Origin of the sequence: Leuconostoc palmae (assembly GCF_019656075.1) — a bacterium.
Taxonomy (GTDB): Bacteria; Bacillota; Bacilli; order Lactobacillales; family Lactobacillaceae; genus Leuconostoc; species Leuconostoc palmae.
On sequence record NZ_BPKZ01000005.1, the window covers coordinates 67,549 to 87,608 of the forward strand.

Sequence of the window (20,060 nt, forward strand, 5' to 3'; positions counted from 1 at the left end):
TGATGGACTCAGACAACGTTCAGTATTTATAATATGAGAGTAGTATCCGGACAATTTAGGGGAACAAGATTAGAAGCAGTAAATGGTGATAAAACTAGGCCTACGACTGATAAAGTTAAAGAAGCAATGTTTAGTATACTAACACCATATATTAGTGGTGGACAAGTATTGGATTTGTACGCTGGGACTGGTGGTTTAAGTATAGAAGCTGTTTCAAGAGGCATGCATCATGCTATTTTGATTGATCGTCAATTTCAAGCGATTAAAGTGATTCAAAGTAATATCGAGAAAACACATCAACAATCTTTGTTTACTGTTATTAAATCATCAGCACAGCAAGCATTAGAAAAATTAAAAAGTGATAATCAATTGTTTGATTTAGTTTTTTTGGATCCACCCTATGCAAAAGAGACAATTCAAGATGATATGTTATACTTAGCCACTAATGGTATGTTAAATGAAGATGCTATTATATTAGCTGAAAGTAATGATTCAGCCAATTTACCTGAAGAAAATTCATATTTTGAAATTATACAACAAAAGCACTACGGTATAACTGTTGTTACGGTTTATCGCTTTTTAGGAATAAAAAAAGAGGACGAAAAATGAGTATTGCACTGTTTCCAGGAAGCTTTGATCCGTTAACCAATGGTCATTTAGATATTATTAAACGAGCTAGTTTTATGTTTGATAGGGTAATTGTGGGTGTTGGAAATAATCACAGTAAAAAAAACTTGTTTACACCAGAAGAAAAATGTCATTTGATTAGTAAGGTAGTTGCAGATATACCAAACGTTGAAGTTGAGATTATGCATGGTTTGACTGTCCAATTTATGTCTGAAGTAGGTGCTAAGTTTATTGTACGTGGATTGAGAAACAGTAAAGATTTTGAGTATGAGCGTGATATTGCGGGTGTTAACAGTGCACTAGCCGACGTTGAAACGGTTCTTTTATTAGCAAAACCTGAAAATCAAAATATTTCAAGTTCAATGGTAAAAGAAATTGGCAGTATGGGAGCAGAAAATATGTCGAAATTTGTTCCCAAAGCTGTTGTTGATGCTTTGAAAGAGCGGTTCAATTAATGAGAAAGAAAAGTAAACTTGTTGCGGCAGTTATTGCAGGATTGTTATTAATTGGGATTGGTGGTATGTTTTGGCCATTGGACGGATATATTGAAGCTCCCGGTGAAGCAGATGATTTGTCACAGTTTGTTAAGATAGATGGCAAACAAGATAATAGTAAAGGTAGATATAACATTACGTCAGTGTACTTGTCAAAGGCTAATGGATTTGGATATTTACAAACGTTGATTAATCCCCATTTATCTTTTTCTAAATCTGAAGATATAACTGGAGGTGAAAGTTCAGCAGTTTTTGCCAAAGTACAAAATTTTTATATGCAAAGTGCCATTGCTAATGCTGAACAAGTTGCGTTTAAGAAAGCCAATCAAAAAATCACAACAACTTATCGCGGTATATATGTGTTAAGTGTGACGGACAACTCGCATTTTAAAAAAACGATTAATGTTGGAGATACCATAACAGCTGTTGATCAACATCATTATGAAAATTCAGATGGCTTTATCAAGTATTTAGCAAACAAAAAGCAGGATACGGATGTCAAAGTAGAGTATTTAAGAGATGGCAAAGCAGGTGAAACAACTGGCAAAACGATTAAGTTGCCTAGTAGTAAATCATCGGAGTACCCTAATGGTCGTTCAGGAATAGGCATTGTTTTGACGGACAATGTAGAGGTTAAAACTGATCCCAAAGTAACAGTAGATCCTGGACAAATAGGAGGACCATCTGGGGGTCTAATGTTTACACTACAAATGTATGATCAGTTAACTGGTGATAAACTGTCAAAAAATCGCAATATTTCTGGCACTGGTACAATCAATGCGAATGGTTATGTAGGTGAAATAGGTGGTATTGATAAAAAAATTATTGCGGCTAAAAATGCAGGATCAACAATCTTTTTTGCGCCATACATTGAACCCACTAAAGCGCTTTTGAAGTATGAAGATCAACATCAAACTAATTATCAACTGGCAAAACAAACAGCTAAAAAGTATGCACCTAATTTAAAGGTTATACCAGTTGAAACCTTTGATGATGCTGTCAATTATCTTGAAAATGGAAAAATAATTAAGACAGTGAATTAAAAAAGACCCCTTATTATAAGGAGTCTTTTTTTAATTTTTTAATATAAAGGCTATTAATCCAGCCATTGTTTGCTAATTTAAACCAAGTCAGTCCGTTTTGGTTATTTTGTTCATCAATAATGGTGACTAAGTCGCCATCCATCAAACTACTTATAGGTAACCCATATGGCTCAGAAAACACATCTGTTGAGCCATTTTTAATGAAGTCAACTACGGCATTAGGTTGTGTAGGTTCTATAAATTGTTTTTTAAAATAATTTATAACATGAGTTTTTGGCTCTTGATTCAATATAGTCATGATTACAGGATCGTATCTCAACCAAGCGTGTGTATCAATTTGGTACCAAAATTGGCCATCTTGAGAGATAACGCGTAATGGCGTTTCCCAAAAACTTTGAGCTGGCACATTTACAGTGATACGATTGTCATCAGGACTGTAATAAGCAATTGTATTGGATAGAATTTCGATAAACATTGATATTCTATGAACCTCTTGCCAATTTTCCGGTCGATAATATAAAAATATATTTTGTGGTTGTTCGTTAAAACGAATAGTTAACTCACTAGAACTATCTTCGTAGACAAAGTTTTCAATGAATGGTGGGTTAATATGATAAGAATCACCAATCATACCAACTTTTGTTTCAGAATCAATTAGAGGTTCCAATGTTGCTATATTGTCGTAATAAATCCATATGGGTGAGCTATTAGTCATTATAAAACTCCTATAAATTGTGGTATAGAATATTAATTTAATAAAACCAAGTATCGTAAACGTTTATTGGTTCATGACGTTTGTGTTCACTGTTTAAATAAAGTGATTCAATTTTATTTGCTACGGACTCTTCTACTGATTTTCCTTCAAGATAGTCATCTATTTCATTATAAGTCACCCCTAATGCAGTTTCATCAGCTAACAGAGGATGTTTATCTTCAAGATCAGCAGTGGGTATTTTTTCATAGAGTGTTTTTGGTGCTTGCAATGCCACTAACATTTGGCGCCCCTGCCGCTTGTTTAATCTCCAGAGAGGATTAATATCTGTCCCACCATCACCATATTTTGTAAAGAAACCAGCAAAAGCTTCTGATGCATGGTCAGTACCAATTACAACACCATTGTGTTCTCTAGCAATGGCATATTGGGCAATCATTCTTACTTTAGGTTTAATAGATCCTTTGCTCATGTCATTAACAATCAAACCACTTTCTCTTAGAGAACTAGTCATAGCATCTGTCGCTGCTTTAATGTTAGTTGTCAAGATAATGTCAGGATTGATAAATGTTAAGGCTTCTTGTGCATCAGCTTCATCTAACTGTTCACCATATGGTTGTCGTACAGCAATTAATTGATATAGGGATTCATCATGTGAAGCGTTTAATTCTTCAATGGCTATTTTGGCAAGTTTGCCAGCTAATGTAGAATCTTGACCACCAGAAATGGCAATTACATAAGTTTGATATTGTGGATTATGTAATAAATATTGTTTCAGAAGGTTAACTGATCTTTCAATTTCAAATAATGGATTAATACTCGGCTGAACTTTTAAATTAGCAATGATTTGAGATTGGAGTGTTCGCATACTAGTTCTCCTTAATATGATTTTTAACTTGATTAATGATATTTACTTTTTGTTCTTTTAAACTATCTGAAAGTATAACTGGATAGTGATCAGTTACCTCAAGTTTCTTATAATTATCAGAAATTTTTGATAGTGACATTTTTTTATAGTCGCGTACTTGTTCAGTAGATGGTTCTTGATATGTTAAGTCTCCGTTCACAAAAATATCATGTAGTAGTTTCTCTCCACTATAATTTTCATGAGATAAGCCGACAATATCTTGTCCATTATTTCGCCAAATTTGCTTTTTGCCCGGCGTTGAAATTTTCTCGATATCGTCTGACAATTTAATTGTATTTTCATTTGCAATACGAACCATCTTATAAACAGCACCTAGTGCTGGTTGATCATATGCAGTGATTAGTTTTGTACCAACGCCCCAAACATCTATTGCTGCACCTTTATGTTTTAAAGAGGCTATAGCATATTCATCTAAGTCATTAGAAGCATATATTTTTGCATCTGGAAAACCCGCTTCATCTAATTTTAGTCGTATACGTTTAGAAAGTCTAACCATATCACCTGAATCAATTCTGACACCTTTAAAATTAATTTTTGATCCAAATTCTTGGGCTACTTTAATTGCATTGACAATACCAGAGTTTAATGTATCAAAGGTATCGATTAAGAAGACAACATCTTTGTGTGTTTTTGCATAAGCTGTAAATGCTTCATAATCATTTTTAAATGCTTGTACTAAAGCATGAGCATGTGTTCCTGAAACAGGAATATGGAATAATTTACCTGCTCGCACATTGGACGTTGCATCAAAACCTGCAATGTAAGCAGCTCTTGTTCCCCATAATGCGGCATCTAATTCTTGAGCACGTCTAGTACCGAATTCAAGAAGCGGATCACCATTAACAATGTCGACTATTCTTGATGCTTTGGTAGCCACCAGAGTTTGATAGTTAATGATGTTTAGTAGAGCTGTTTCTAATAATTGGCCATCAATAAGAGGACCTTCAACTTGAATTAACGGTTCATGGGCAAACATGACCTCGCCTTCATAAGGGGACCGTATTGTGGCTGATAGTTGCCAATTACTGAGGAAAATCAAAAAATCTTCGCTATATAGATTTAGACTTCTTAAGTAATCAATATCTGTCTGACTAAATCTAATGTTTTTCAGGTAGTCAATAATATGACTTAATCCTGAAAATATAGTATAACCATTTTTAAAAGGGTAGTTTCTAAAGTAGGATTCAAAAATAACAGGTGTGTTATGAATACCTGTTTGCCAGTAAGTGTAAATCATATTGATCTGGTAGAGATCGGTATGTAATGTGAGTGAATCGTCTTGCGTTGACATTATGTTTTCCTCTAAGATGATTATTGCTCATATTATAACAAAAATAAATTATAAAAGCCGTGTTATAATAATGCCATGAAAGAATTCTTGACTAATAATATCATTCAAACTCAAAAATTAGCAGCTGAGATTGCTAAGCATGTTTATCCTGGTTTGGTCATTACGCTGAATGGGGATTTAGGATCTGGAAAAACTGCCTTTACACAAGGTTTTGCTAAACAATTAGGTGTGAAATCACGAGTGAAAAGTCCAACATTCAACATTATGAATGCTTACCAAGGTGATCAGCTATCAATCTATCATTTTGATGCGTATCGTTTAGAAGAAACTGGTGCCCAAGATCAAGGATTTGAAGATTATGTAGGTACAGATGGGGTTACAATTATCGAGTGGCCACAATATATGCTAGATTTATTACCTAATGATAGACTAAGTATTAGTTTTTTTAGAGGTGAACCTGATGATTTTAGACGTATTTGTCTTAAAGGTCATGGGAAAGCTAGTGAAATTGAGGAACTATTATAATGTTTGATTTTGATAAGCCAATAGTTTTCGAGATTGAAGTAGCTAATTTAGATTCCGCTGTTAAATGGCAAAATTTAATCCAAACACTGATGTCTGAAACTGACCTGTTTACTATTGGTAGTATGCGTGATGGCAATTCTGAAACCGACTTCAACGATTACAAAGCAGTTACTTTACTTTTAATTGCTAAACAGGAAAGTATGAGTCAACCAGTTGGCATAGGATCAGTTAGTCGTGGGGAAGTCGGGCTAGCAATTTTAAAACAGTTTCAAAGAGCCGGACTTGGACAATTATTATTGACTGAACTGATTACTTGGGCAGAAGAAAATGATATTTTTGAATTGTGGCTTGACGTTCAAACCAATAATCAAGTTGCCATACATATTTATCATAAATTTAATTTTGTAAACCAAGGATATGAAACATCATTTACTCTACCAAATGGTAAAGTAGCGAAACTACAAAGGATGACCAAGTATTTAAAGGAAAAAGAGTAATAATATGAATTTTATATCAATGGATTTTGAAACTGCTAATCATGAGAAGCATTCTGCTGTTTCAATCGCAATTGCAGTTGTTCGGGATAATAAAATTGTTGATGAATTTTATAGTTTAATTAAACCTGAGACTTATTTTAGTAGTCGTAATACTGCTGTTCATGGTATCGAAAAGAGTGATGTAACAAATGCGCCTAAGTTTCCTGAAGTATGGGCAAAAATTTCGCCCCTATTTACGGAAGATAAACTTGTCGTAGCACATAATGCTTCATTTGATAATAGTGTCTTAAAAGGGACATTAGCTTACTATAATATTGAAGAGCCTCATTATATGTTATTAGACACTGTTCGTACTAGTAGGAAATTATTTCCAAAATTTGAGAATCACAAGCTAAATACAGTGGCTCAAAATTTAGGTATTTCTCTAAATCATCATCATAATGCGCTGGATGATGCTGTTGCCGCAGCCAATATATTAATATATCAGCAAACTCATTTTGGGGATGAGCCTTTAAAGTATTTTATAAAACAAAAATGACCCTAATCAAGGTCATTTTTGTTTTTATAAATTAATTTCCAAACTTATTGGAGCATGATCTTGCCGTAAGCCAGTATCAATGACCTCAGTGTTTGTCACTTGAGATGCTATACGATTACTAACAAGGTAGTAATCGATACGCCACCCAGAATTATTAATTTTACTTGTCTTACTAATTTGCGCCCACCAGGTATAGAGACCTGTCATGTCAGGATATTGGGCACGCATTGTATCAGTAAATCCTGCGCTTAGTAATTGACTAAACTTTTCACGTTCTTGATCCGTGAACCCTGCAGATTGATGGTTAGTTTTTGGATTCTTAAGATCAATTTCTTTATGTGCAACATTCATATCACCACTGAAAATAACAGGCTTTTGTGAGTCTAAAGATTTTATATAGTTTCTATAAGCATCATCCCATTGACCACGCTCTTCTAAACGAGCAAGGCTAGATCCTGAATTTGGTGTATAGACTGTTGATACAAAATAGTCTTCGAATTCTAAGGTAATAATACGACCTTCAAGGTTCATTTCTTCGGGCACATCAATTTTCGGATAATCAATCTTTAATGGTATTTTTTTTGATAAAATCATAGTACCAGAATAACCTGAACGACCAGTACTTGAATGCGTATAAATTTGATAATCTGGGAATAACGTGGTGATTGTCTCAGATTGTTTTTTAGTCAGTCCAGTTGCTTTTAGCTTGGTTTCTTGAATGGCAAAAATCTCTGGCTTTTTTTCAGCAATCTGGTTTAACACAGACCAGGTCATTTCACCTCGAGCAGATTTGTGTTCGACAGCTGCGTTAATTGAATCAATGTTCCATGAAATAAGTTGCATATATTGTTCCTTTTTAGTTAGTATAACGTTTCATAAATTCTGGTAATTGTTGGCTAATACGTGTTGGTAATACAACATATTGAGTCTGAGATAATTCTTCTGCTATAGCTGAATGAGAAAAGACGGCAGCCATAACAACATCTGACAGCGGATCATTGTGAAATTGACCCACGAAACCAGCAATAATACCTGCTAGAGTGTCACCCATACCACCAGTTGCTTGGTATGGGCCACCAATATTTAATTTATATGCACCCGTATTAGTATAAATTTCTGTATGAAATTGTTTTAATACTAGAATACAGTTGTGGTTTAAAGTTGCTCTGGCGAATTGATTTAATCTTTCTTCAGATTGTTTGATGATAGGGATACCACTTAGTCTTTGCCATTCCATTTGATGTGGTGTCATAATAAGCTCACAGTTTGGCAAAGTTAATTGATGTGTCGCTAGCATGGTGATAGCAGAACCATCGATAATAAGTTTATGGTCATCTTTAATAGTGGAAAGTACATTTTCTAAAATATCCAATCGATCACCCAAACCCGAACCAATTAAGATTACATCACTTTTTTTGACAAAGTTAGTCAAATCATGATTAAAGTCGATAACCATGGCTTCTGGTACATGATTATGTATTGCTGTAAAGTTGGTTTTGTCCGTTGCAACAGTCACCAAGCCAGCACCTGAATTGACTGCTGCTATGGTATTCATGATAACTGCACCACCATATTCGGAGTTACCGCCAATAATCAGTAGTCGCCCAAAATTACCTTTATGAGTATGATTTTGTCTAGTATGAATAATTTTTGAAAGAATTGCATTGGTTATGTTTTCCAAAACGTACACCTTTATTGTTTAAACTATTCCCTGTTTTGCAAAAGGACCATGATAGAAAGGATAACGAGGCCAAAATTTGCAGTTAAAATTGCCAAGTTGGACTGATTCAATACCCAACTTGCCAAGGAAATAAACATTAAAATCATAGCCAAAATAACCATATAAAGAACTGTTTTTTTCATTATTATAAACTCCATTTATATATTTTTTTAATTGTACTAATGAATTTTATACAAAGCTAATTGTAAAGTAATACTTATTGATTTACAAATAAATGTCAAATAATAAGATTAAATATTTATGACAATATTATGGTTCAATTTGTAATAATTAGAACAAACAGTATAATAGGTCATAATAGAGAATACGTCGAAAGGGTAGGCAATTAGAATGACAATTAATTGGAAAAATGAAGCAAAAAATCGACAAGAAGAATTTGTGACAGATTTAAAAAGCTTGCTGGCGGTAAAATCAGTGCGTGATGATAATAAAGCAACAAAAGATGCGCCACTTGGGCCAGGACCCAAAGATGCACTCGTTAAAATGTTGGCAATTGCAGAACGTGACGGATTTAAAACTAGAAATATTGATAATATTGTTGGTTATATCGAAATTGGACCAGAAGAGGCGGCTGATTATGTTGCTATATTATCGCATGTTGATGTTATGCCTGCGGGAGAAGGGTGGGATACAAACCCATTTGTACCTGTTGTGACTGAAGACAAAATTATTGCACGCGGTGCTTCTGATGACAAAGGACCAGGTATGGCTGCCTATTATGCGTTTCGAATACTATCGGATTTGAAAGTCCCACTAAAGCATCGCGTAAGATTGATTTTTGGAACCGATGAAGAAAATGATTGGTTAGGCATGACACGTTATTTTGAGGTTGAACCAGCTCCAATTTTTGGTTTTTCACCTGATGCAGAGTATCCTATAATCAATGGCGAAAAAGGGAATGTACAAGTTGTTGTGTCAGGTCATGCAAACAATGGCGGCAGTGTTACGTTAAAAACTTTTGAAGCAGGACTTAGAACTAATATGGTACCAGGTATTGCTCGTGCAACCGTTGAGGCCAAAAATGTAAATGATATTCAAAAAGAATTTAATCAATTCTTGAAAGATAATCATGATATTTCAGGCATTGTTTCGGAAGAAGACAATAAATTATCATTTGTTCTAAATGGTAAACAAGTTCATGGTGCAATGCCAGAAACTGGTAAGAATGCTGGGACATATTTGGCTAATTTTTTGCAAAGACTTGATTTTGGAGGCTCAGCAAAAAAATTCTTGACATATTTAGGTACGCCTGCTCATAATGATACGATTGGTAAGAAATTTGGGATTAGTTACACTGACAAAGTCATGGGCGCTTTATCAATGAATGTTGGGATTCAAAAATTTATTGATGGCGAAGAAGCATTTATTAACTTTAATTTTCGTTATCCAAAGGGGATTTCACCTCAACAAATTGTCGATGGTTTGTCATCACAGCTAGATGGTTGGAAAGTATTACCGACTGTTGGGGGGCACGCTCAAGAACCACATTACGTATCACCTGAAGATCCAATTGTTAAAACCTTACTACGTATTTATCATGATCAAACAGGGTTACCAGCACATGACCAAGTGATTGGCGGTGGCACATATGGTCGGTTAATGGCACGAGGTGTTGCCTTTGGTGCTTTGTTCCCTGATTCTCCTGATACGATGCATCAAGTAAATGAATTTGCACTGTTAGATGATCTGTACCGATCAATATCGATTTATGCTCAATCAATTGCTGAGATAGCTAACTTAGATTAATAAAAAGAAAGCGAGAATGTCATATTAGTACTAAAAAATATTAATATGATGAATTGATAACATGAGAACTTTTGCTGGTAATCTATATAAAGATGATCTTGAAGGAGACACAATAGGCGTTTTTTTTGGCACCTTAGCACCGATGCACGTTGGACATCAGGCTGAGATTTACAAAGCAGCAGCGCTAAATGATGGTGTTGTTGTCATTTCATCAGGTTATACAGGGGATCGAGGCTATCAAATGGGTCTATCAGTAGAAAAGCGATTTCGCTACCTAAGAGAAGCCTTTAGTGATGAAACAGCAATAAAAATTGACTATATAAACGAAGATCATATTCCACAAATGCCGGATGGATGGGATGAATGGACGAACATCTTAGTTGAAACAGTTAAACGTAATATTGTCAATCAAAATGCTAAAATTACATTTTATACTGGTGAAGAAAACTATAAGCAAGAACTAGAAAAAAGATTACCACAGAATGGGCAATTCCATGTTAGCTTGATGGATCGAACAGTGCTTAAAATTTCTGCTACAGAAATACGCCGTGATCCAATTGGTAATTGGGATTACATAAATCGTGTGTTTAGAAGACATTTTACAAAAAAAGTAACTGTTATGGGCTCAGCGTCAACGGGGAAATCAACCTTAGTAAGAAGACTAGCCAGAACAAGTAATTCGCCCTTCTCTGAAGAATACGCGCGAGAGTACCAAGAAAATTCCAATGTTAGTGATGATGAACTTGTTGTTAAGGATTATATTCGTTTAATACAAGGCCAATATGATGCTAATTCAAGGGAAATTAATTCTCCAGCCAATAATGGACTAACCATTTTTGACACTGACGCTATGGTTACCAAAGTGTATGCTGACATGTGGTTGAACCAAGAAGATAATGCACAATTACAACCTCTCTTTGATAATACAATTAGTGAAGAATTAATTGATTTAATCCTCGTAATTCCACCAGTTACACCATACATAAATGATGGTTTTAGAAATATGGATGCCTCTGACATAGACTCTCGCCTGCAATTTCATCAGCAACTGATGCAGGTCATTGAACATTACGGATTTATGGATAAGGTGGTTTTACTTGATGCTAAAGGAGATAGCGATGACCCATATGGTTACTATGCAAGATATCTTCAAGCACTTGATGCGATTCAGGAACGAACAGGGTTTAATATCAAACACGTTTAATGAATTACCAATGGTGCATAAATAATAAAAAAGTGTTTTCCTAGTCATGCACTTTTTATGTAGAGAATTATTTTTATAGGGGATACAGAATATAAAACATATTCTCTGATAATGAGCATTATAGCCAGTATTTGGAAAACATGATACGGGCGTGCATACAATTATAAACGTTATTCAATTTATAGCTAAAACAGTGGTTAACGCTTATAATCAGTTATTTGATAACTAAAATCTTTGTCACAACATGCTAATTTCAGTGATCTTTATGGGAATTCTACATATTGAATCAATTGTTTTAGAACCAGACATTGCGATTTTGTTAGTTAATTTCTATATCATTAAAAATCAGGATATTAAAAAAATGATTACAATAATCGTGTCAAAAATGAATTAGCTAAAAATATTTTGTGCTATAGGAAATTATAGAGGTTATCTTTTGTTGCTAGAAAAAAGTTGTGATTTGTAAGGTTTTAAGATAAAATTAAAAGGTATTTAAAACATTTGGAGGACTTATCATGTCTAACTGGACACTAGCTGCGGATCAAAAGAACCAAGGCACATTAGAATTTGAAATATCACGCGAAAAAGTTGAAGAAGGCTTGGAAAAAGCTTTCCAACGTAATAAGAATCAAGTTTCTGTTCCTGGATTCCGCAAGGGTAAAGTAACAAAAGCAATGTTTATGTCAAAATTTGGCGAAGAAGCTTTATATCAAGAGACAATGGACATTATTTTACCAGAAGCTTATGAAACAGCTGTTGACGAAGCTGGTATTAGCCCCGTTGGGCGCCCAAATATCCAACCTATTTCAATGAAGAAGGGGGAGCCTTGGACATTGAAAGCTGAAATTACAATTGCCCCTGCTGTTCAATTAGGTGAATATTTGAACCTTGAAGTTGAAGCTGCTGACACAGAAGTGACAGATGCTGATGTAGATGCTGAAATCAAGCGTTTGCAAGATGGACAAGCTGAATTAGTCTTACAAGAAGCTTCAGTTAAAGCTGAAAAAGGTGATACAGTTATCATTGATTTTGATGGTTCAGTTGATGGTGAACACTTTGAAGGTGGACAATCAAAGGACTTTTCTCTTGAATTAGGATCAGGTCAATTTATCCCTGGATTTGAAGACCAATTGATTGGTCATTCAGCTGGTGAAGATGTTAATGTTAATGTCACTTTCCCTGCAGAATACCAAGCAGCTGATTTAGCAGGTAAAGATGCGTTATTTGAAGTTAAAATTCATGAATTGAAGCGTAAAGAATTGCCTGAATTAGATGACGAATTTGCTAAAGATGTTGATGAAGAAGTTGAAACTTTGGCAGAATTGAAAGAAAAAACTGCTAAGAAGTTAACTGATGAAAAAGAATCAGCCGCAAAGTCTGCTTTCGAAGACGCTGTTATAACTAAGGCAGTTGACAATGCATCTGTTGAAGGAGAAACAATTCCTGAAGCTATGATTGAAGAAGATGTACATCGTCAATCAGAACAATACTTAGGACAATTGCAACAGCAAGGTATTTCACGTGAAATGTTCTTCCAAATTTCAGGTCAAACTGAGGAAGATTTGCACAAGCAATTCACAGAAGGTGCAGAAACACGTGTTAAAACTAATCTTGTGCTTGACGCAATCGTTAAGGCTGAAGGTATTGAACCAACAGAAGAACAAGTTACTGAAGAAATTAATAACTTGGCAAAACAATATAATATGGATGCAACTAAAGTTCGTGAATCATTATCGGACTCACTTTTGAAGCACGATATTGCTATGCGTGAAGTGATCGCAAAAATTACAGAGTCTGCAAAGACAAAATAAAAGCCCAAGGGCTTTTTTTTGTGCCTGATTTTAAGCTGAAAAGAATTAACACTTTAATATTCGATATAATCTGGTAGAATGAAATAGTATTTATTTTTATAGATTTTAAAGTATCTATTGATTAATTAAAGGATAGTATATGGCACAAAAACAAGGTTTTGAAGAAGAAGTTTATTGTAGCTTTTGTGGCAAGTCAGCAAACGAAGTCAAGAAAATTGTTGCTGGGCCAAACAATGTTTTTATTTGCGATGAATGCGTTACGTTAGCCCAAAGTGTTATCGAAGAAGAATTGAGTGCTTCACAAGCGATTAAAGTATTGACATTACCAACACCACATGAAATTGTAGAGAAACTTAACGATTATGTTGTTGGGCAAGAAGATGCCAAAAAAACTTTGGCTGTTGCAGTTTATAATCATTACAAGCGAATTAATGAGAATATTGCACCAACAACTGACGTTGAGCTTCAAAAATCAAATATTGCATTAATTGGGCCAACTGGCTCAGGTAAAACATATTTAGCGCAAAGTTTAGCTAGAATTTTAAATGTACCATTTGCTATTGCAGATGCAACAACATTAACCGAAGCAGGCTATGTTGGTGAAGATGTTGAAAATATTATTTTAAAATTATTACAATCTGCAAATTTTGATATTAGTGCGGCAGAACAAGGTATAATTTATATTGATGAAATTGATAAAATAGCAAAGAAATCTGAAAATGTTTCAATTACAAGAGATGTTTCTGGAGAAGGTGTCCAGCAAGCTTTGCTAAAATTACTTGAAGGTACTACTGCTAGTGTGCCACCGCAAGGCGGGCGCAAACATCCACAGCAAGAGTTGATTCAGGTTAATACAACTAACATATTGTTCATTGTTGGTGGCGCTTTTGCTGGAATTGATACGATCATTAAAGAACGTTTAGGGGAACGTATTATTGGTTTTGGATCTGATGCAAATGAAAACGCTGTAGCTTTAAATTCAGAAAACATTTTGACTCAAGTACAACCTGAAGATATGACAAAATTTGGATTGATTCCTGAATTTATAGGAAGACTTCCAATTGTTTCGGTTTTAGATGAGTTGAGAGTTTCTGATTTGAAACGTATTTTAACTGAACCAAAGAATGCTTTGATAAAACAATACACTGCATTATTAGGACTTGACAATGTTGAGCTAATATTTCAGGAAGACGCTTTGGAAGCAATGGCTGAACTGGCTATAAAACGTCATACTGGTGCTAGAGGCTTGCGGTCAATTATTGAACACGTTATGAAAGATGTGATGTTTGATATTCCAAGTCGAAAAGATGTTGATAAAGTTATTATCACAAAAGACAGTGTACTTCAGGGCAAAACGCCAGAATTACATTTAAAGAAAGTAGATTAGCATGAATGTTAATAATGTAGAAATGGTTATGAGTGCAGTGACATCTGCACAATATCCTACAGATGGTAAACCTGAAATTGCGCTTGTTGGGCGTTCTAATGTTGGCAAATCTTCGTTGACAAATACGTTAATTCAACGTAAAAACTTTGCTAGGACATCTTCTCAGCCAGGGAAAACACAGACTTTGAATTTTTATGATGTAGAAAATAAATTATATTTTGTTGACGTCCCAGGATATGGATATGCCAAAGTTTCAAAAAAGCAGCGTGAAGCATTTGGGCACATGATTGAAGAATATATTACAACTCGTAAACAACTTAGAGGGGTAGTGAGTTTAGTAGATGCTAGACATAATCCAAGTGAAGATGATATAGCAATGTATGAGTGGCTTCATTACTACAATATACCTATTTTAGTTGTTGCTACAAAGTCAGATAAAATTTCCAAAGGCAAGTTTAACAAGTTTGAAAGCAATATAAAACGTGTATTGGGATTTGATGAGACAGATAGTGATTTTCAATTTTTCTCATCAGAAACAAAATATGGTAAAGATGAAGTCTGGAAATGGATTGAGTCACATCTTTAAAAGTCAACTTTGGTTGGCTTTTTTGTTTAAAGCTAAATTATTTGACCTATTTGATACAATAACAGTATGAAGAAAAATCCATATGCACAAATCATTGTTGATGTGCCAACAATGCAAACTAATCAGCCATATACATACGAAATACCAGATTATATGTTAGATACTGTCAAACCTGGTATGCGTGTAGAAGTACCTTTTGGTCACAGACATGTTATGGGATTTATAATTGCACTATCAAATAAAGAATTGGGAGATGAAATCCAATTAAAGAAAATAATTAAAACTTTGGATATTTCACCAGTTTTAAATTCTGAGTTGTTACAACTCTCTGAATATTTGGCAAAAGAAACATTTGCATTTCGTATTTCTATTCTACAAACAATGCTTCCTACTGCCTTAAAAGCTAATTATCAATTAAAAATTAAAATAGTTGGTGAGATTAGTTCTGAAATCCAGCAAGTTGTTTTTAACGGATTGAATGAATTAGTCTTAGATGCTGGTAATGTGCAAAACAAAGATATGATGTTGTTTTCAAAATTGAAAAGGGAAGGAAAAATTGAAGTTATTCCTAAAATTTCTAATAAATCATCTGTAAAAAAACAACTCGCCTATAAATTTTCTAACGAAAAAAAATTTTTAGACCAAGAAAAACAACACATTCAAAAACGTGCTGCAAAGCAGCATCTCATATTAGATTTCATATTGGCGCATTTAGGAGAAACATGGACAAAAAAAGAACTACAAGATATGTTAGCAATTAGTCCCGCTAGTTTAAATGATGCAGCATCAAAAAAGTGGTTAACAAAAACAACAGTTGAATTACTTAGGAATCCATTATCTGATATGCAAGTCAAGCCCACTGAGCCAATACCTTTAAATATTGAACAAAAATTAGCTTATGAACAAATACTTCTCGCAGCTGAGAAACAAATTTATCAACCTTTTTTACTTGAAGGGATTACCGGATCTGGTAAAACAGAAGTTTATTTACAAGTAGCGCAAAATGTTTTTGAACAAGGAAAGACAACTTTATTTTTAGTTCCTGAAATATCTCTCACACCTCAGATGGTGAGACGAGTTAAATCAAGATTTGGTGGACAAACAGCGGTATTACATTCTGGTTTATCTGATGGGGAACGTTATGATGAATGGCGACGCATTGAGAGAGGGGAAGTTAAAATTGTTGTTGGTGCCCGTTCTGCTGTTTTTGCACCACTGGATAATCTAGGATTAATTATCGTTGATGAAGAGCACGAAACGACTTATAAGCAAAATGATAATCCTAGATATAATGCTAGAGATGTGGCTTTGTGGCGAGGAGCATATCATCATATTCCTGTTATCCTAGGTTCGGCAACGCCATCGTTAGAATCTCGAGCAAGAGCGCATCGCAATATTTATCAGTTTTTGAAATTAAACAAAAGAGCTGGTGACGCTAAATTACCTAAAGTTACCATCGTAGACATGAAAGACACACTGTCTAACTATCCGGAAACAGATTTCTCAGAGCAATTAAGAGAGGCGCTAAAAGAGAGATTAATTCATCGAGAACAATCAGTATTAATGCTGAACAGACGTGGATTCTCAAGTTTTGTGATGTGTAGAGATTGTGGTTACGTACCTAGAGATCCTAATTGTAACTTAGCAATGACATTGCATATGGATACTAAAACATTGAAGTGTCATTACTGTGGATACGAAGAATCAATTCCTCATATTTGTCCAAACTGTCATTCTAATCGTATTAGATACTATGGTACTGGTACTGAAAAAGTTGAAAAAGAATTACAAACGCTTTTTCCTGAGGCACGTATTATTCGTCTTGATCAAGATACAACACGAAAAAAAGGCAGTATGGATAAATTACTAACCCAATTTGGGGATCATAAAGCTGATATACTTTTAGGGACACAAATGATTGCTAAAGGATTGGATTTTCCAGATGTTACTTTAGTTGGTGTACTCAATGCTGATACATCACTTGGGTTACCTGATTTTCATGCTAGCGAACGTACATTTCAGTTACTGACTCAAGTAAGTGGTCGTGCAGGACGAGGTGAAAAAAAAGGGGAGGTTATCGTGCAAACCTTTAATCCGGCGCACTACGCCATTAGGTATGCTAGTAAACATGATTATGAAGGATTCTATCGGCAAGAAATGTCGGTCAGACATCTTGGAAACTATCCACCGTATTACTACACAGTGCAAATCCAAGCAAGTCACACAGAAGAAAATGTCGTTGCCAAACAAATGACTCAAATTGGGCGTTGGCTCAAAAATAATACCAACGACGATGTTATATTACTTGGTCCATCACCAAAACCCATTGCTAAGTTAAGAAATAAATATTTTTTTCAAATCATTTTAAAATTTAAGCAGCGTGAGTCATTAGACGATTTACTGGAAGAATTAAATTTTCGTGCGCAGAAGGCAAAAGATGGTTTGCAAATAATGATTGACAGAGATCCTAATTCTTTTTTGTGACAAAAACGTTACAAAATTATATGGTATAATGGAGATAATTTAAATACTCGGATGACGGGTATTTTTTATTGACTATAAAATAAAATTAAGACCAGTTAAGCAGACACGCTATAATTTAACGATGAAACGAGGAATCAATGCATGACCTATTCTGTTGTATTTATGGGAACACCCCAATTTGCGGTGCCAATATTAGAGGCATTAATTCAAGACTCTAATTATGACGTAAAAGCTGTGGTTACTCAACCAGATAGGCCCAAAGGTCGTAAACATCAGTTAACCTACAGTCCAGTTAAAGAAACAGCATTAGTAGCACAAATACCTGTATTACAGCCTAATAAAATAAGCGGTTCAAATGAAATGGATAGGATTATGGCGATTAGTCCGGATTTTATTATCACAGCAGCATTTGGCCAGTTCTTACCAACATCTCTTTTATCATCTGCCAAGATTGCTGCTATTAACACGCATGCGTCATTACTACCTAAATATCGTGGCGGTGCACCAGTTCATTACGCCATTATGAACGGTGACCAAGAAACGGGTGTTTCTATTATGTATATGGTCAAAGAAATGGACGCTGGTGATATTATTGATGTGATAACTGTTCCCATAACAAAGCAAGACAATGTAGGGACAATGTTTAAAAAATTAAGTCTAGCAGGACGTGATTTACTAATGTCCACATTACCTAAACTAATTAGTGGAGAGATTGTACCTAAACCACAAGAGGATAGTAAAGTTACTTTTTCACCAAACATATCTCATGAAATGCAAAATTTGAATTTTGCAAAAGAAACAGCACAGCAATTAGATTGGCACATTCGAGGATTATACCCAACACATCCAGCCTATAGTCAGATTAATGGACAACGTATGAAAATAGTCAGTGTGACACCAACAACTGAGAAAACTGATTTACCAGCCGGATATATCGTAAACAAAACTAAAAAGCAACTGCTAGTTGCTGCAGCTAATCATACTGTTATAAGTCTTGATAAATTGCAGCCTGCTGGAAAATCAGAAATGTTCATTCAAGACTATCTGAATGGGGCTGGCAAACAGATTGAAATTGGGAAACAATGGATAGAGGATATTAAATGAGTGATAAACGTGTTAAAACGGATAATCCACGTGTGATAGCAGTTCAAATTCTTTCGAAAATAAAAAATGGTGCTTATTCTAATATTCAATTGAATCAGTCATTGCTGCGTCATCAATTGAATGCCCCTGATAAAAGATTAATAACAACCTTGGTTTATGGTGTCATCCAACACCGATTGACACTTGAATATTGGCTAGCACCGTTTATTGAAAGTAAAAAAATAGATCCCTGGGTCAGAGAATTGCTTTATACAGCAATTTTTCAACTTGTTTATTTAGATAAAATTCCCAAACATGCAATCTTCAATGAATCTATTAATGTATCTAAAATTTTGGGTCATGTTGGAACAGCTAAATTTGTTACAGCAATTTTACATAATATAGATCGTAAAGGATTAAGAAAACTAGATGCAATTGAAAATCCTATTGATAAACTTTCAATTGAAGCTAGTTTACCAGTTTGGTTAATTCAAGAATTATTTGAACAACAAGGGGAAGAAGCGACACGTCATATTATTTCAACAATTAATGAGGCACCAAAGCAATCCATAAGAGTTAATTCAACACTGATTGGAGATGATGAGGTAATCACAAGGCTTAAGGGTGAAAATTTAGAAGTTCAACCCTCCAAAGTGGCTAATCATGCTTACACTGTTAGTGGCGGACATGTTGCAAGTACAACGTTATATGAGGATGGTTTGATAACTATCCAAGATGAAAGTGCTATGTTACCAGTTGAAAGTTTACGACTTAATGATAGTGTGATTAATGTACTCGATGCAGCAGCAGCACCAGGTGGTAAAACAACTCAAATTGCGCAATTCACAAGTGACGATTGCAAAATATTGGCACTTGATGTTCATGAGCATAAGATTAAATTAATAAAGAGCAATGCAAAAAGGTTACATGTTGATAAAAAAATAACGGCACGTGTATTAGATGCACGTAAAGTTCCTGAAGTAGTTTCTACAAAATTTGATCGTATTTTAGTCGATGCACCTTGTTCTGGGTTTGGTCTATTAAGACGTAAACCTGAGATTCGATATGATAAAAATCTTGAAGATGTTAACAAATTAGCAACATTACAGTATGAAATTTTAGAAGCCGTTAGTCATAATGTTTCCGATAATGGTATTATTGTCTACAGTACATGCACGATATTACGTCAAGAAAATGATGATGTTATAACGAAGTTTTTATCCAACCATCCAGAATTCGAACTTATTCAAACGGCGACGGATAAGAACCTTAAACCTAATCGCAATGAGAAATTACTGCATGTTTTTCCAAATGACTATCAAACTGATGGTTTTTTCATTGCGACACTGTTAAAAAAATAAAA

19 protein-coding genes are annotated in these 20,060 nt (G+C 34.7%); 14 read left to right on the top strand and 5 right to left on the bottom strand.

Translation table 11 applies throughout. The annotated features are described in order from the left end of the window. The first annotated feature begins 33 nt into the window (after positions 1 to 33). Genes rsmD through K5Q12_RS03900 form a run of 3 tightly spaced genes read left to right on the top strand, consistent with a single transcriptional unit; the run spans position 34 to position 2,164 of the window. Entirely contained in the window at positions 34 to 609 is a 576-nt protein-coding gene (rsmD, locus tag K5Q12_RS03890) for a 16S rRNA (guanine(966)-N(2))-methyltransferase RsmD (protein WP_220742411.1), read from the top strand. Beyond that, positions 606 to 1,082 (top strand): pantetheine-phosphate adenylyltransferase, encoded by a 477-nt coding sequence (coaD, locus tag K5Q12_RS03895; RefSeq protein ID WP_220742412.1) that lies wholly within the window; start codon positions 606 to 608, stop codon positions 1,080 to 1,082. The genes rsmD and coaD overlap by 4 nt, the downstream gene beginning before the upstream one ends. Continuing rightward, positions 1,082 to 2,164 (top strand): SepM family pheromone-processing serine protease, encoded by a 1,083-nt coding sequence (locus K5Q12_RS03900; RefSeq protein ID WP_220742413.1) that lies wholly within the window; start codon positions 1,082 to 1,084, stop codon positions 2,162 to 2,164. Before coaD ends, K5Q12_RS03900 begins: the two co-directional genes overlap by 1 nt. Before the next feature lie 13 nt (positions 2,165 to 2,177). Here K5Q12_RS03900 and K5Q12_RS03905 read toward each other — a convergent pair whose 3' ends face one another. Genes K5Q12_RS03905 through pncB form a run of 3 tightly spaced genes read right to left on the bottom strand, consistent with a single transcriptional unit; the run spans position 2,178 to position 5,095 of the window. After that, complete coding sequence (locus K5Q12_RS03905) at positions 2,178 to 2,879, bottom strand: hypothetical protein (protein WP_220742414.1); 702 nt, start codon at positions 2,877 to 2,879, stop codon at positions 2,178 to 2,180. A gap of 37 nt (positions 2,880 to 2,916) precedes the next feature. Continuing rightward, entirely contained in the window at positions 2,917 to 3,744 is an 828-nt protein-coding gene (gene nadE / locus K5Q12_RS03910; RefSeq protein ID WP_220742415.1) for an NAD(+) synthase, read from the bottom strand. 1 nt (position 3,745) lies between these two features. Beyond that, positions 3,746 to 5,095 (bottom strand): nicotinate phosphoribosyltransferase, encoded by a 1,350-nt coding sequence (pncB, locus tag K5Q12_RS03915; RefSeq protein WP_220742416.1) that lies wholly within the window; start codon positions 5,093 to 5,095, stop codon positions 3,746 to 3,748. Positions 5,096 to 5,170: 75 nt separating this feature from the next. On the opposite strand from pncB, the gene tsaE reads away from it, so the two are divergent. Genes tsaE through K5Q12_RS03930 form a run of 3 tightly spaced genes read left to right on the top strand, consistent with a single transcriptional unit; the run spans position 5,171 to position 6,655 of the window. Further along, a complete protein-coding gene (tsaE, locus tag K5Q12_RS03920; protein WP_220742417.1) occupies positions 5,171 to 5,620 on the top strand; it encodes a tRNA (adenosine(37)-N6)-threonylcarbamoyltransferase complex ATPase subunit type 1 TsaE in 450 nt (149 codons plus the stop codon). Next, positions 5,617 to 6,117, top strand: coding sequence for a GNAT family N-acetyltransferase (locus K5Q12_RS03925; RefSeq protein WP_220742462.1), 501 nt, complete (start codon positions 5,617 to 5,619; stop codon positions 6,115 to 6,117). Before tsaE ends, K5Q12_RS03925 begins: the two co-directional genes overlap by 4 nt. Before the next feature lie 4 nt (positions 6,118 to 6,121). Next, positions 6,122 to 6,655 (top strand): 3'-5' exonuclease, encoded by a 534-nt coding sequence (locus tag K5Q12_RS03930; protein ID WP_220742418.1) that lies wholly within the window; start codon positions 6,122 to 6,124, stop codon positions 6,653 to 6,655. Positions 6,656 to 6,679: 24 nt separating this feature from the next. On the opposite strand, the gene K5Q12_RS03935 is transcribed toward K5Q12_RS03930, so the two are convergent. Then, complete coding sequence (locus tag K5Q12_RS03935; RefSeq protein WP_220742419.1) at positions 6,680 to 7,498, bottom strand: exodeoxyribonuclease III; 819 nt, start codon at positions 7,496 to 7,498, stop codon at positions 6,680 to 6,682. 13 nt (positions 7,499 to 7,511) lie between these two features. Continuing rightward, entirely contained in the window at positions 7,512 to 8,336 is an 825-nt protein-coding gene (locus K5Q12_RS03940) for an NAD(P)H-hydrate dehydratase (protein WP_220742420.1), read from the bottom strand. 390 nt (positions 8,337 to 8,726) lie between these two features. Between K5Q12_RS03940 and pepV the strand changes: the two genes are divergently transcribed. From pepV to rsmB, 8 genes are all read left to right on the top strand, one after another. Continuing rightward, a complete protein-coding gene (gene pepV, locus K5Q12_RS03945) occupies positions 8,727 to 10,142 on the top strand; it encodes a dipeptidase PepV (protein ID WP_220742421.1) in 1,416 nt (471 codons plus the stop codon). A gap of 61 nt (positions 10,143 to 10,203) precedes the next feature. Next, a complete protein-coding gene (locus K5Q12_RS03950; protein WP_220742422.1) occupies positions 10,204 to 11,346 on the top strand; it encodes a nicotinamide-nucleotide adenylyltransferase in 1,143 nt (380 codons plus the stop codon). Between the two features lie 515 nt (positions 11,347 to 11,861). Continuing rightward, positions 11,862 to 13,157: a trigger factor gene (gene tig, locus K5Q12_RS03955; protein WP_220742423.1), complete on the top strand. Its 1,296-nt coding sequence runs from the start codon at positions 11,862 to 11,864 to the stop codon at positions 13,155 to 13,157. Positions 13,158 to 13,296: 139 nt separating this feature from the next. Then, complete coding sequence (clpX, locus tag K5Q12_RS03960) at positions 13,297 to 14,544, top strand: ATP-dependent Clp protease ATP-binding subunit ClpX (protein WP_220742424.1); 1,248 nt, start codon at positions 13,297 to 13,299, stop codon at positions 14,542 to 14,544. Between the two features lies 1 nt (position 14,545). Beyond that, entirely contained in the window at positions 14,546 to 15,130 is a 585-nt protein-coding gene (yihA, locus tag K5Q12_RS03965; protein ID WP_220742425.1) for a ribosome biogenesis GTP-binding protein YihA/YsxC, read from the top strand. 66 nt (positions 15,131 to 15,196) lie between these two features. Then, positions 15,197 to 17,614: a primosomal protein N' gene (priA, locus tag K5Q12_RS03970; protein WP_220742426.1), complete on the top strand. Its 2,418-nt coding sequence runs from the start codon at positions 15,197 to 15,199 to the stop codon at positions 17,612 to 17,614. 141 nt (positions 17,615 to 17,755) lie between these two features. After that, positions 17,756 to 18,718: a methionyl-tRNA formyltransferase gene (gene fmt, locus K5Q12_RS03975; RefSeq protein WP_220742427.1), complete on the top strand. Its 963-nt coding sequence runs from the start codon at positions 17,756 to 17,758 to the stop codon at positions 18,716 to 18,718. Beyond that, on the top strand, positions 18,715 to 20,058 hold the full coding sequence (rsmB, locus tag K5Q12_RS03980) for a 16S rRNA (cytosine(967)-C(5))-methyltransferase RsmB (RefSeq protein WP_220742428.1): 1,344 nt from the start codon (positions 18,715 to 18,717) through the stop codon (positions 20,056 to 20,058). Before fmt ends, rsmB begins: the two co-directional genes overlap by 4 nt. The last annotated feature ends 2 nt before the right edge of the window (positions 20,059 to 20,060 follow it).

Excerpts from the sequence above, each read along its gene's own strand:
- rsmD (WP_220742411.1), top strand. The coding sequence starts at position 34 with ATGAGAGTAGTATCCGGACAATTTAGGGGAACAAGATTAGAAGCAGTA.
- coaD (WP_220742412.1), top strand. The coding sequence starts at position 606 with ATGAGTATTGCACTGTTTCCAGGAAGCTTTGATCCGTTAACCAATGGT.
- K5Q12_RS03900 (WP_220742413.1), top strand. The coding sequence starts at position 1,082 with ATGAGAAAGAAAAGTAAACTTGTTGCGGCAGTTATTGCAGGATTGTTA.
- K5Q12_RS03905 (WP_220742414.1), bottom strand. The coding sequence starts at position 2,879 with ATGACTAATAGCTCACCCATATGGATTTATTACGACAATATAGCAACA.
- nadE (WP_220742415.1), bottom strand. The coding sequence starts at position 3,744 with ATGCGAACACTCCAATCTCAAATCATTGCTAATTTAAAAGTTCAGCCG.
- pncB (WP_220742416.1), bottom strand. The coding sequence starts at position 5,095 with ATGTCAACGCAAGACGATTCACTCACATTACATACCGATCTCTACCAG.
- tsaE (WP_220742417.1), top strand. The coding sequence starts at position 5,171 with ATGAAAGAATTCTTGACTAATAATATCATTCAAACTCAAAAATTAGCA.
- K5Q12_RS03930 (WP_220742418.1), top strand. The coding sequence starts at position 6,122 with ATGAATTTTATATCAATGGATTTTGAAACTGCTAATCATGAGAAGCAT.
- K5Q12_RS03935 (WP_220742419.1), bottom strand. The coding sequence starts at position 7,498 with ATGCAACTTATTTCATGGAACATTGATTCAATTAACGCAGCTGTCGAA.
- pepV (WP_220742421.1), top strand. The coding sequence starts at position 8,727 with ATGACAATTAATTGGAAAAATGAAGCAAAAAATCGACAAGAAGAATTT.
- K5Q12_RS03950 (WP_220742422.1), top strand. The coding sequence starts at position 10,204 with ATGAGAACTTTTGCTGGTAATCTATATAAAGATGATCTTGAAGGAGAC.
- tig (WP_220742423.1), top strand. The coding sequence starts at position 11,862 with ATGTCTAACTGGACACTAGCTGCGGATCAAAAGAACCAAGGCACATTA.
- clpX (WP_220742424.1), top strand. The coding sequence starts at position 13,297 with ATGGCACAAAAACAAGGTTTTGAAGAAGAAGTTTATTGTAGCTTTTGT.
- yihA (WP_220742425.1), top strand. The coding sequence starts at position 14,546 with ATGAATGTTAATAATGTAGAAATGGTTATGAGTGCAGTGACATCTGCA.
- priA (WP_220742426.1), top strand. The coding sequence starts at position 15,197 with ATGAAGAAAAATCCATATGCACAAATCATTGTTGATGTGCCAACAATG.
- fmt (WP_220742427.1), top strand. The coding sequence starts at position 17,756 with ATGACCTATTCTGTTGTATTTATGGGAACACCCCAATTTGCGGTGCCA.
- rsmB (WP_220742428.1), top strand. The coding sequence starts at position 18,715 with ATGAGTGATAAACGTGTTAAAACGGATAATCCACGTGTGATAGCAGTT.